Annotated in this window: 10 protein-coding genes; 9 read left to right on the forward strand and 1 reads right to left on the reverse strand. The window is 38.5% G+C overall.

Translation table 11 applies throughout. The features are described from left to right. Positions 1-2,838, forward strand: a complete 2,838-nt coding sequence (locus FA584_RS02345; protein WP_191342074.1) for a transporter substrate-binding domain-containing diguanylate cyclase — start codon at positions 1-3, stop codon at positions 2,836-2,838. A 17-nt stretch (positions 2,839-2,855) separates the two neighbouring features. Here FA584_RS02345 and FA584_RS02350 read toward each other — a convergent pair whose 3' ends face one another. Beyond that, positions 2,856-4,034, reverse strand: a complete 1,179-nt coding sequence (locus FA584_RS02350) for a sugar transporter (RefSeq protein ID WP_096045820.1) — start codon at positions 4,032-4,034, stop codon at positions 2,856-2,858. Positions 4,035-4,172: 138 nt separating this feature from the next. On the opposite strand from FA584_RS02350, the gene FA584_RS02355 reads away from it, so the two are divergent. From FA584_RS02355 to FA584_RS02390, 8 genes are all read left to right on the forward strand, one after another. After that, positions 4,173-4,577, forward strand: a complete 405-nt coding sequence (locus FA584_RS02355; protein WP_087437743.1) for a YchJ family protein — start codon at positions 4,173-4,175, stop codon at positions 4,575-4,577. Further along, complete coding sequence (locus FA584_RS02360) at positions 4,577-5,233, forward strand: Crp/Fnr family transcriptional regulator (protein ID WP_167750130.1); 657 nt, start codon at positions 4,577-4,579, stop codon at positions 5,231-5,233. Before FA584_RS02355 ends, FA584_RS02360 begins: the two co-directional genes overlap by 1 nt. A gap of 182 nt (positions 5,234-5,415) precedes the next feature. Further along, entirely contained in the window at positions 5,416-5,844 is a 429-nt protein-coding gene (locus FA584_RS02365) for an Hsp20/alpha crystallin family protein (RefSeq protein ID WP_096045822.1), read from the forward strand. Positions 5,845-6,032: 188 nt separating this feature from the next. After that, entirely contained in the window at positions 6,033-8,351 is a 2,319-nt protein-coding gene (locus FA584_RS02370) for a diguanylate cyclase (protein ID WP_167750131.1), read from the forward strand. A 41-nt stretch (positions 8,352-8,392) separates the two neighbouring features. Continuing rightward, entirely contained in the window at positions 8,393-9,211 is an 819-nt protein-coding gene (lgt, locus tag FA584_RS02375) for a prolipoprotein diacylglyceryl transferase (protein WP_167750132.1), read from the forward strand. Positions 9,212-9,400: 189 nt separating this feature from the next. Beyond that, positions 9,401-10,183 (forward strand): fumarate reductase cytochrome b subunit, encoded by a 783-nt coding sequence (locus FA584_RS02380; protein ID WP_096045825.1) that lies wholly within the window; start codon positions 9,401-9,403, stop codon positions 10,181-10,183. A gap of 2 nt (positions 10,184-10,185) precedes the next feature. Then, the gene (locus FA584_RS02385) at positions 10,186-12,171 is read left to right on the forward strand and encodes a fumarate reductase flavoprotein subunit (protein WP_096045826.1); all 1,986 of its coding nucleotides are present in this window, start codon (positions 10,186-10,188) and stop codon (positions 12,169-12,171) included. Beyond that, entirely contained in the window at positions 12,168-12,887 is a 720-nt protein-coding gene (locus tag FA584_RS02390) for a fumarate reductase iron-sulfur subunit (RefSeq protein ID WP_096045827.1), read from the forward strand. Before FA584_RS02385 ends, FA584_RS02390 begins: the two co-directional genes overlap by 4 nt. Position 12,888 lies beyond the last annotated feature (1 nt).

Here is a 12,888-nt window from a genome sequence, read left to right on the forward strand (position 1 = left end):
ATGAAAGCGGTAATTTCTCTTCTTTTTATACTGATATCTTTTATGAGTTATTCACAGGCATCCAGTATTGATATTACGCCAAGTGAGCAAGCGTGGCTGGATAAAACTAAAATACTCAAAGTGCGCATCACCAAAGACCTTCCTCCGTATCAATTTATCCAAGATGGCGAATATGTTGGCATTAGTGTTGAATATATCAAATTTTTTGCAGCTATGTTTAATCTCAAAATAGAATATGTTACCGATGGTAGCTGGACGGAAGCACTAAGACGTGTCCAAACACATGATGGTATCGATGTCATTTTGAGAGTCACTCCTAATTCGGAGCTAAAACAAACGATGCTTTTTAGCAAATCTTATTGTTCCTTTCCATTTGCTCTCCTCACCCCAAGTACACTTAAAGCAGAAAATTTTTTCGATTCAAACCCCAAAAAAATAGCCATAGTGCCAAGTTATGTCATTAACGAGAACTTAAAACAGGATTATCCTCATTTCCTTTACATGACGTATCCCAATTCACTCGAAGCAATGAGGGCAGTCAATGCACACAGTGTAGATGGGTTTATTGGCGATATTGCTATTATGAGTATGTTTGTTCAGGCTTATCATTTAGATAATGTTCGAATTTCTAATATTCCCCGTTACACGACAGAGGAGCAATCGGTTGCAACTGCAAAAGATTGGCCAGAATTTATCTCTTTATTTAACAAAATGCTCGATTCTATGCCTACGGATTTACATGTAAAAATCAAACGAAAATATTTACCTTTCGCAACATCGGAACGACCTTCTCCCATTGTTCCCGAAATCGAATTAACCGAGAGTGAAAAAGCGTATCTTCAAAAGCACCCTGTTATTAGCGTGACTAATGAGCTTAGTTGGTATCCGTATGATTTTAATGAAGATGGAGAAGCTAAAGGGTATTCTGTTGATTATATGAGACTTCTAGCCGATAAAATTGGTATCCGTTTAAATTTTATCAGTGGCACATGGCCTAATGTGTATGAAAAATTTAAAAACAGAGAGATTAGCGTAGCGCAACCACTCATTCCCTCAGATGAGCGACATCAGAAATTTCTGTATAGCACTAAATTTATTACCATGGATCTGGCACTTGTTAGCCAAACAAAGCGTCACGATATTAACACTATTGATGATTTAAAGGGTAAAACCGTTGGTGCAGGGAGAGCGTGGCCCACAACAAAGTATCTTAAAGAGGAGTACCCTGAGCTTACAGTTGTAGAGTATGAGACAACGAAAGAGATGTTAGAAGCGGTTGCATTTGGGCTGATTGATGCAGGAGTAGATGATGCTTTATCGGTACAATACGTCATCAGTAAAGAGATGCTTTCCAATCTTCATATTGTCTCCAAACTTGATTTACAAAATTTAAGAGATAAAAATCTTTACATTATGATGCATCCAGAAGATGAACCCTTACAGAGTATTATTAACAAAGCTCTCAATAACGTAACGCAAGAAGAGCTTTCTACCCTTAAATCCAAATGGTCTAAAAGTATTCTTCCTAAAGAGACGAGACTTGCTTTTTCACTGGATGAGCAAATTTATTTGGCACAAAAAAAGCGTATTACGATGTGTATTGACCCTGATTGGATGCCTTTAGAGATGAACCAAAAGGGTAAGCATGTAGGAATGGCTGCAGATTATATGCATGAGATGGAACAATTTATTGGTTTGCCTATCGAGCTTGTTAATACTCAAACATGGTTAGAATCTTTAGAATATGCCAAAGAACGTAAGTGTGATATTTTTTCTCTTGCCATGCCTACACCCGAACGCAGACTGTATATGAATTTTACCCATCCTTATATGCAAATACCCATCGTACTTATTTCCAATATTGATAAAGTTTTTTACACGGACATTGATATGCTGACTGGAAAATCCATTGGCATTGCAAAAGGGTATGCGTATGGTGAAATTTTAAAAGTACGATACCCCAATATGCACTTTGTGGAAGTTGCAAGTGATGCAGATGGTCTAAAGCACGTGGAGCAGAAAAAGCTTTTTGGCTATATCGGAACACTGGCTACGGTGGCATATCAAATTCAAAAAGATTACTATGGATCACTGAAAATTGTGGGTAAATTTGATGATAAATGGGAGCTTGGTGTTGCAACGCGCAATGACGAACCTCTTTTGCTCTCTATTTTCGAAAAAGCGATTGAATCGATTGATCCAACCAAAAATCAATCGATCTTAAATAAATGGATATCGGTTAATTATGAAGAGCGTATGAATTACACCTACATCTATTTGTTAGCCGTGATCACGGTGGTGATTATTTTAATTGTTTTGATACGACAGTATCAACTCAAAAAGTATAATGCACAACTTGAAATTCTCTCCAATACGGATAAATTAACAGGCATTCATAACCGTTTAAAATTGGATGATATTTTAGAGTATGAAAAAAAGATATTTGATCGCGATCAGTCACCTCTTTCGATTATTATATTTGATTTGGATTATTTTAAAAATGTGAATGATAACTATGGACACAAACGAGGCGATGAGGTTCTCCAAAGTATTGCCAAAATTGTGACAAACGTTAAACGCGAAACGGATATATTTGGGCGCTGGGGTGGCGAAGAGTTTTTGCTTATCTGCCGTGATACCAACATTAAAGGTGCAAGACATTTAGCTGAAAAAATAAGAGCAGCTATTGAGGCATATGAATTTCCTGAAATTATCTCGGTAACCGCTAGTTTTGGAACAGCACAATTTGAAAAGTATGACAGTATTATCAAAATTTTTGACAAAGCAGATAAAGCACTTTACGAAGCCAAAGAACATGGGCGTAACCGAGTCGTTTAATCTTTACATGTAAAGTGCTAGGAACGTTTTAAAAGATAGGTTTTCCAAATCCAAATAGCTAATAAAAGTGCCGTACATCCAAACAATGCACCTATGATTCCGACATAAGCCATTGAACTGTGCAAGATAACAAGACTACCAACAAAAGCACCTCCACCGATACCAATATTATAAATACCGGAGTAAAGTGACATCGCAACATCAGTTGCATCAGGCGTGAGCTCTAAAACCGTCACCTGAAGAATGAGGCTAATGAGACAAATTGCAATACCCCACCCCAGACATACACAACTTAATAAAAATTGATACGGTGCAAGAGGGCGCATTAAAAGCAGCGCTACAATGAGCAATCCTAGTGAACATACAATGATCGTGAAAGGGTATTTATGTTTGAAATAAGCAAAAATAGCACTTCCTATAAATCCTGCTATACCAAAAATAAAGAGAGTTAGTGTTGCAAAATGAGCACTTAAATGTGCGATTTGTTGCACAAAAGGTTCAATGTAAGAGTAGGCTGTAAAATGTGCCGTGATCGCTAAAGCGGTTAAAAGATAAACCCCCATAAGGGCAGGGCGTTTTACTAAAAGGGGTAAGCTTTTGAGTGAGCCTGCATTGACGCTAGGAAGCAGTGGCAAGACTTTCATCAAGACAAAAAGCATTAAAAATGCCAAAATGGCGATGCAGCCAAAGGTGGCTCTCCACCCTAAACTTTGCCCTATGATACGACCCAGTGGTAAGCCCAAAACGATGGCAAGTGATGTGCCTGTCGCTAGGATACCAAGGGCGCGTGTCTTTTTCCCTTCAGGGGCTAAACGATAGGTCAGTGAGGCAGTAATCGACCAAAAAACGGCGTGTGAGAAAGCAATGCCAATGCGAGAGATCATTAAAATCCAAAAGCTCCATGCGATAGCGGAGAGAAGATGGCTCGCAATAAACAGAGCAAATAACAGCAAAAGCAAGCGACGTCGCTCCATATCTTTGGTGAGGAGCATCAATGGTAAGGAGAGGCTTGCAACCACCCACGCATAAACGGTCATCATGAGTCCTGCATGTGCTTCACTAATGTTAAAATCGTTTGCAATATCCGTCAGTAGGCTAATAGGCGCAAATTCGGTGGTGTTAAAAATAAACGCAGAAATGGTTAATCCAACTACAGGAAACCAGGGTTTCCATGACAAGAAAATCGAAGAATACATTACAAAAAGCCTTATGATAATTAGGCGATTATTGTAACTAAAGAAGTAATAGAAGCAGTTGAATTCACCTGTTGTGGAAGAGGAGATTTAATGAAATGCGTGTATAATAATTGACTCAATATGATTCAAAGAGGAAGAATGAAAGAAGCAAATCTCTGTCCATGCGGTAGTGGTAAAATGTATGCACAGTGTTGCGAGCTATACCACAAAAACTATAACGCTCCTACATGTGAAACACTGATGCGTTCACGCTACAGCGCATTTGTCTTTGGATTGATCGATTACCTCTATGAAACGACGCATCCAAGCCATCGTACAAAGAAATTGAAAGAAGAAATTACCTTTACATGTAAAGGTTTGGCGTGGACAAAACTCGAAGTTTTGGAGACATGGCAAGGCGGTGAAAATGACAAAGTGGGCAAAGTCTCTTTTCGAGCTTCGTATGTGCAAGATGGGCATGAAGGTTTACATGGTGAACATTCACGTTTTAAACGCTATGGTAAGGCGTGGATGTATGTTGATGGAGAAGTAAAGGGCGAATAATGTACGCATTGGACGTGATACAGCAAGAACTTAAAGAAGATATTGCACGTTTTGGGCGTGTTGTTTATGTTAACAAAGGTAAAATCCTGATGCGCCCTGAAGAGTGCATGGAGCACTTTTTTGTCATCTTGGAAGGGCGTGTCAAAATTTCGCAAATCAACTTTGAAACAGGAAAAGAGCAAATTCTTTATCTCCTTTCCAACGGCGATATGTATGACATCATTACGCTTTTAGATGCCAAAGTACATGAAAATGTAGCAATGGCGCTGGATAATGTAAAACTCTTGGTCTTTCCCATTGAGCTTTTTCGCGAGTGGATTGAAACAAAACCTTCTTTCAATAAGCTTTTTTTACCTTATGTGGCTAAACAACTTCGAGAGGTTGAAACGTTAGCAAGTGATCTCTCACTTTACGATACTACAACGCGTTTAGTCAAATTAATTGCTAAAAACATTGAAACTCAAGGGGATAAACAAACCCTAAAACTCATTAATAACCTCTCCCATGAAGAGCTTGCAAGTCTTGTCGGTACGGTACGAAAAGTGCTCAATCGCAACCTTCAGTCGCTTAAAAAACAAGGACTTATTGATATCAAACGCAAAGAGATTTTCATCAAAGACTCTCAAAATCTGCTTGAACATCTTCCTGAAGAATAAACATCATACAACCCCCCCCCATTCTGCCTCGTGTGAGGCAAGCTTTAGCACCACAGCAGCTTAGCATAGGCTTTTGTGTGTTGCCTAAAAGCCATGAAAAAATGATTTTTTGTGCTACTTAAGTGGCAGACAAAACGCTTTATATGTACTAAACTTCTTCCAAAAAATAAAGGAGTTTTACCATGTTAGTCACACGATTTAATCCATACAAAGAGCTTAAAGCGTTGGAGAGTCGGTTGTTTAACTACTATCCAATCGAAACTGAAGAGAGTGACATCTCTGCTTTTAAACCCACAGTCAGTACAAGGGAAGGTGAGTTTGCTTACCATGTCGAAATTGATCTTCCAGGGGTTAAAAAAGAAGACATTCACATTGACCTCAAAGACAATCAAATCGTCATCTCCGGAGAGCGAAGCTTCAAAGAAGAGCGCCAAGAAAAAGACTACTACAAAGTCGAAAGTAGTTACGGCAAGTTCCAACGAAGTTTTGCATTGCCTGAAAACGTCGATGTGGAAAATATTGAAGCAAGTAGTGAAAACGGTGTCCTCGAAGTTGTGCTTCCAAAACTCAAAGTTGAAAAAGCCGAAGTGAAAAAAATTCAAGTCAAATAGTGACTTTAGGCAAGAGTTTTTCTCTTGCCTAAAGCACGATTATGACTATTGTACTGTAACTTTCTTACATTATTATTTCCAAGTCCTTCTAAATATTCTATCCTCTTTAAATCTTATAACAAATATAATTCATAAAGCATCTCTTTATTTATGCTACAATTGCTGTACTCATGATGAGAGGAAAATGCATGGCGCGATTGAAATTGTTATCTAAGTCATTTCTTTTTGCATTATTAATTTTAGTATGTGGAGTAAGTTTTTCTGGCTATTTAGCATGGAAAAGTGCAACATGGATCCAAACATTAGAAAATGAACGATTTACAACAGCTACAAAACAAACTGCTCTTTTAATCCGCAATAAGCTTAATGAAAATATCCAACTGCTTCATAGTGCTGTAGCATTTATCACGGCTTCTGATAATGTTACTAGAGAAGAGTGGTATTTTTTTACAAAAGAGCATACCCTTGAAACAAGTTTTATAGGACAAGAAGGGTTAGTGTATGCGCCACGTATAAAAATCAATGAGCGTACTCAACATGAAGAACTTATGCACGCAGAGGGATTAACACATTATCAGATTCATCCTAAAACATCTAATGCAGATGCGTATCCTATTGTTTTGATTGAACCGTTTAATGAACGCAATAAAAAGGCACTTGGGTTTGATCTATTTTCTGAGACAACACGCCAAAATGCTATAAAAGAAGCAATACAAAAAAGAGATATCGCTATCTCTTCCAAAATACAATTGATTCAAAGAGCAGATTCTGAACTAAATGCAGGTTTTATTATTGTTCATCCCATTTACACTAAAGATATATTGATTAAAACACCTGAAAAGCAAGATGATGCATTCATAGGAATAGTCAGTATTGCCATCAATGCTCAAAAATTGTTTATGGATGTTTTAGGCGCTAGGTATATTACTTTGGATTTTGAAATCTATGATGGGGATACTCTGCTTGAAACAGAAAAATTGTATGATTCCAACCCTTCAATGAAAACAGCACGTTTAGAGCATAATTTACTGATAGATATTTATGGGAAACACTGGACGCTTCATTTTAAAACAAATGAAGCACTGGATCTTGGCATAAGTCAGTATTTACCATGGATTGAACTTTTTTTTGGGATAGCATTTTCATTTATACTCGCTGGATGGATTTATGCGCTTCAACAAACACAAAAAAAAGCATACGCTATAGCTGCTGATAAGACAAAACTCCTTGCTAAGTCCGAATCAAAGATACGCACTATTTTTCAAACAATGCAAGAAGGTATTATTGTTTTGGATAAAGAACGGATTATTATAGAGTGTAATTTAGCCGCGCAAGGGATGTTAGGGTTTTCCAAAAGTGAGATTGTTGGTAAATCGAGTAATGATTTGAATTGGAATTTCATCCATGAAGATGGCTCTGCATTTCATATGGAAGATCGTCCATATTATAAAGTCTTTATGACAGGTGTACCACAAAGCAATATTATGATTGGCATGAAACGACAAGATAGTTTGGTTTTATGGCTAAAAATGAATGCACAGCCTCTTTACTCTGATGATTTTAAAGATGTTAATTCAGTGCTTATTACGTTTAGTGATATTACGGAGTATCAAAAATCCAAACGCGAGCTTGAAAAATATCTTCAAATTATTGATGCACATGTGATTATTTCAAGTACCGATTTACATGGGATTATCACCGAAGTGAGTGAGGCATTTTGTAAAATTTCGGGGTATAGCCAAGAAGAACTTATTGGCAGAAGTCATAATATCGTGAGACATCCCGATATGCCTACGACACTGTATAAAGAGATGTGGAGTGCTTTAAAAAAAGGTATTTCATGGTCTGGTGAGATTAAAAATAGACGCAAAGATGGATCTGATTATTGGATAGAGACGATTATTGAACCTCGGTATGATGAGGAGTATTCCCTAGTGGGGTTCACTGCAATTCGTCATGATATTACGGATAAAAAAAGAGTTGAAGAGCTCTCCATTACCGATCGTTTGACGGGGCTGTATAATCGCCTTAAACTTGATGAACTTTTTGCATCGTATCTTAGTATTACCAAACGGCATCAAACGCCTTTTTCAATCGTTCTTCTAGATATTGATAAATTCAAATCGGTGAATGATACGTATGGGCATCAAGTAGGAGATAGCTTGCTGCAAGAGATAGCAAAACTTTTAAAAACCAATGTTCGTTTTGAAGATGCTGTAGGAAGATGGGGAGGGGAAGAATTTTTGATTCTTCTCCCCAATAGTAATAGTGAAGATGCACGGCTATTGGCAGAAAAGCTTCGTGGTGTCATTGAAGCAGAAGATTTTGCGTACGTAGGAAGTCGTACAGCCAGTTTTGGCGTGGCAACATATCATCAAAATGATGATGAAAAAAGTATGACTGCACGAGCCGATGAGGCGCTCTACCTTGCAAAAGAGAATGGTCGTAACCGTGTTGAAGTGGAAATACATACGTGTAATTTGCCATCTTCCTCAACTCCCTCTTAATCTAAATACAGTAAAATATTTTTTTACATGTAAGGATTTAAATGCATTTTTGGAACAACATTTACAGCCAGTTTGACCCTGTCGCTTTCAAGCTAGGACCCATTGCTGTGCATTGGTATGGCATTATGTATATATGTGCTCTTTTGGGTGCCCTTTATGCCGCTAAATGGTTTGTCAAAAAAGATAATTTAGGCTTCAGCAACCAAACGTTAGAGAGCTATTTTATTTGGATTGAGATTGGCATTATTTTAGGTGCGCGTATTGGTTATATTCTCTTTTACGATCCGCATGTGGATTATTATCTTGCGCATCCATGGCAAATGTTCAATCCTTTCATCGATGGTACATTTGTTGGAATTAGAGGCATGAGTTATCATGGAGCTATCGTTGGATTTTTTATTGGCACTTGGTTCTTTTATCTCAAACATAAAATCAATGTATGGAGGCTTTTGGATGTAGTAGCCTTGAGTGTTCCCGTGGGGTATATTTTTGGACGTATTGGCAATTTTCTCAACCAAGAACTCTTTGGTCGTCCTACGGATGTTCCATGGGGCATTTATGTCGATGGTGTTCTTCGTCACCCTTCTCAACTCTATGAAGCGTTCCTTGAGGGTTTTATGGTTTTTGTGGTGCTTTACGTGTATCGAAATTTCAAAAAATACGATGGTGAGCTCATCGCCCTTTATGGATTTTTGTACTCTCTTGGACGATTTATTGCAGAGTTTTGGAGAGAGCCAGATTTCCAAATTGGTTTTGTCTATGGCGACTGGATGAGTAAGGGACAAGCCCTTTCAATTTTGATGATAATTGCTTCTTTATTATTATATGGTGTAATAATCAAACGAGGAAAAAGGGGATAAAAAAATCCCTTTTAAATCCCCTTTCGTGTATTATAATTTCAACTAGTATGTACAAAATGACATAATCATTGATTGTTCAAACTTGTTGCAATTTCCCTAAATAGGGTATTTTGTAAGAGATTGACATTCATAAGTGTGTTGTTCTGCACATTTATGAGCGTTTATCAAACTTCACAAAAAGGATGAGATGTGAGTGACCTACTTGAAGGGTTTTTAGGTACGAGCGTTGAGGGGAAAAAGAGTAGAGTTCCAGCCAAACTTGATTATATTCAAAGTGCGACTGGTCTATTCTTAGGTTTGTTTATGTGGGGACATATGTTCTTTGTATCAACGATTTTGATCAGCAAAGACTTTATGTACACCATAACCAAAATGTTTGAAGGCAGTATGTTCCTAAGCGAACCACAGCCTATAATCGTTTCTGGGATTGTCTTGTTTGTATTTGCAGTCTTTATTGTACATGCGATGCTTGGTATGAGAAAATTGCCTATCAATTTTAGACAATATCAAGCATATAAAACACATATGGGTATGATGAAACACGATGATACAACGATGTGGTTTACACAAGCATTCACCGGTTTTGCAATGTTCTTCTTAGGTTCTGCGCACCTCTTTACCATGGCAACCCAAGCAGATAAAATTGGACCATTTGGTTCATCAGATAGAATGTACAGCGAATTTATGTGGCCATTTTATCTTCTTCTTCTTCTTGCTGTTGAGTTCCACGGTGGTATTGGTCTTTATCGCCTCTGTGTTAAATGGGGTTGGTTTGAAGGAGCAGATGCAAAATCTTCTCGTAAAAATCTCAAAAAAGCTAAATGGGCTATTACAACATTTTTCTTAGCACTTGGTCTTTTAACACTTGCAGCATACGTAAAAATCGGTTATGAACACAGAAATAACGTAGGTGAGAAATACAAACCAACGGCACAACTAGAAGTAAGATATGATGTGAAGGTTAGGGCGTAAAAATGAACGTAAAATATTGTGATGCACTGGTTATCGGTGGTGGTTTAGCAGGTCTTAGAGCGGCGATTGCAACGCAATCTAAAGGTCTTAGTACAACAGTTTTAAGTCTTTGTCCAGTTAAGAGATCTCACTCTGCTGCGGCACAAGGTGGTATGCAAGCAAGTCTTGGTAACTCAAAAATGAGTCGTGGTGACAACGAAGATGTTCACTTTGCCGATACTGTAAAAGGTAGTGACTGGGGTTGTGACCAAGAAGTTGCACGTATGTTCGTTACCGTTGCTCCTAAAGCGATTCGTGAATTAGCGGGCTGGGGCGTACCTTGGACTAGAATTGCTAAAGGTGGTAGAGAAGCTATCATCAATGCTGAGAGAACAACGATCGTGGAAGACGATGAAGTACATGGTTATATCCACTCTCGTGACTTTGGTGGTACTAAAAAATGGAGAACCTGTTATACAGCAGATGCTACAGGTCATACCATGCTTTTTGGTGTTGCGAATGAAGCTCTTAAACATAATGTCAATATTGAAGATAGAAAAGAAGCGATTGCTTTAATTCATGAAAATAACCGTTGTTACGGTGCGATTGTAAGAGACCTTGTAACGGGTGAGCTTTGGGCTTATGTTGCTAAAGGTACTTTGATCGCAACGGGGGGTTACGGAAGACTTTACAAACAAACAACTAATGCGGTTATTTGTGATGGTATTGGTGCTGCTATTGCTCTAGAAACGGGTGTTGCAACACTGGGTAACATGGAAGCAGTACAATTCCACCCAACCCCAATCGTTCCTTCAGGTATTCTTTTAACAGAAGGCTGTAGAGGTGATGGTGGTTTACTCCGAGACGTTGATGGTCATAGATTTATGCCTGACTACGAGCCAGAGAAAAAAGAATTGGCTAGCCGTGACGTTGTAAGTCGTCGTATGATGGAACACATCCGTAAAGGTAAAGGTGTTAAATCTCCATATGGCGAGCACTTGTGGTTAGATATTTCTATCCTTGGTCGTGCGCACATTGAGAGAAACCTAAGAGATGTACAAGAAATTTGTCAAATCTTTAACGGTATCGATCCTGCGGATGAAGGTCCAAAAGGCTGGGCACCCGTTCTTCCAATGCAACATTACTCAATGGGTGGTATTAGAACCAAACCAACCGGTGAGTCTCCAACACTTTCAGGTCTTTTTTCTGCGGGTGAAGCTGCTTGTTGGGATATGCACGGATTTAACCGCCTTGGTGGTAACTCAGTCAGTGAAACCGTTGTTGCAGGTATGATTGTTGGTGATTATTTTGCGGATTATTGTTTATCAAATGAAGTCAATGTTAATACAGCAACGATTGAAAAAGCATTGAAAAAACAATCTGATTTCATCAACCACTTGTTAACCAACAAAGGTAAATTTAATATCTTTGAAATCAAAAACAGAATGAGAGATATTATGTGGGAAAAAGTTGCGATTTTCCGTGATGGCAAAGGTCTTGCTGAAGCAGTTAACGAGCTTGAAGAACTTCTCAAAAAATCTCATGATGTTACGATTAAATCTAAAACAACTTCTGCTAACCCAGAGCTTGAAGAGGCATACCGTGTTCCAATGATGCTTAAACTTGCTCTTTGTGTTGCTGCAGGTGCACGTGATAGAACAGAGAGTCGTGGTGCGCATTACCGTGAAGACTTCTTGAAACGTGATGATGCGAACTGGTTGAAACGTACCCTTACTTCATGGAAAGAGGGCGCTACCCTTCCAACGGTAAGTTACGAAGACCTCGATATTATGAAAATGGAAATTCCACCAGCGTTCCGCGGATACGGTGCAAAGGGCATGATTATTGAAAATGAGTTAAGCCTTAAACGCCAAGAAGAAGTGGATAAACTCCGTGAAGAGATGGAAGCCGCAGGCAAAGACAGATATATGATTCAAGATGCGCTTATGCCATTTGAGCTTCAACCATACTATAAAGCTAAAAATGAGAGATTTGGAGATGCAAAATGAGTAGAACTATTACCATAAGGGCTATGAAATATAACCCACAATCAAAACTTTCAAAAGCACATTTTGCAGAGTACAAACTTGAAGAAACTGATGGTATGACACTGTTTATTGCGCTTACGAAAATTCGCGAAACAATGGATGCTGACCTTTCTTTTGACTTTGTATGCCGTGCAGGTATCTGTGGAAGTTGCGGTATGATGGTTAATGGTAAACCTGCCCTTGCATGTAGAACATTGACAAAAAATTTCCCAGGCGGCGTGATTCAATTGATGCCAATGCCAGCATTTAAACTCATTAAAGACCTTTCAGTTGATACAGGTAACTGGATGAACGGTATGAGTAAACGTGTTGAGAGTTGGATTCATACGAACCATAAACCAGATATTTCTAAACTTGAAGCACCGATGGATCCAAAACTCGCAGATGAGACGTTTGAGCTTGATCGTTGTATTGAGTGCGGTATCTGTGTTGCGGCATGTGGTACAAAATTGATGAGACCAAACTTTATTGGTGCCGTTGGTTTGAACCGTGTTGCACGTTTTGCAATGGATCCACACGATGAAAGAACCGATGAAGACTTCTATGAGCTTGTTGGCGATGATGATGGAATCTTTGGATGTATGAGTCTCGTTGCGTGCGAAGACAACTGTCCAAAACACTTACCACTTCAATCAAAAATTGCTTATATGAGACGAAAACTCGTCGCTCTCAAATAAA

Origin of the sequence: Sulfurospirillum diekertiae, assembly GCF_011769985.2 — a bacterium.
Taxonomy (GTDB): Bacteria; Campylobacterota; Campylobacteria; order Campylobacterales; family Sulfurospirillaceae; genus Sulfurospirillum; species Sulfurospirillum diekertiae.

Bases quoted from the DNA above. Each gene is read 5' to 3' on its own strand.
- FA584_RS02345 (WP_191342074.1), top strand. From the start codon at position 1: ATGAAAGCGGTAATTTCTCTTCTTTTTATACTGATATCTTTTATGAGT.
- FA584_RS02350 (WP_096045820.1), bottom strand. From the start codon at position 4,034: ATGTATTCTTCGATTTTCTTGTCATGGAAACCCTGGTTTCCTGTAGTT.
- FA584_RS02355 (WP_087437743.1), top strand. From the start codon at position 4,173: ATGAAAGAAGCAAATCTCTGTCCATGCGGTAGTGGTAAAATGTATGCA.
- FA584_RS02360 (WP_167750130.1), top strand. From the start codon at position 4,577: ATGTACGCATTGGACGTGATACAGCAAGAACTTAAAGAAGATATTGCA.
- FA584_RS02365 (WP_096045822.1), top strand. From the start codon at position 5,416: ATGTTAGTCACACGATTTAATCCATACAAAGAGCTTAAAGCGTTGGAG.
- FA584_RS02370 (WP_167750131.1), top strand. From the start codon at position 6,033: ATGGCGCGATTGAAATTGTTATCTAAGTCATTTCTTTTTGCATTATTA.
- lgt (WP_167750132.1), top strand. From the start codon at position 8,393: ATGCATTTTTGGAACAACATTTACAGCCAGTTTGACCCTGTCGCTTTC.
- FA584_RS02385 (WP_096045826.1), top strand. From the start codon at position 10,186: ATGAACGTAAAATATTGTGATGCACTGGTTATCGGTGGTGGTTTAGCA.
- FA584_RS02390 (WP_096045827.1), top strand. From the start codon at position 12,168: ATGAGTAGAACTATTACCATAAGGGCTATGAAATATAACCCACAATCA.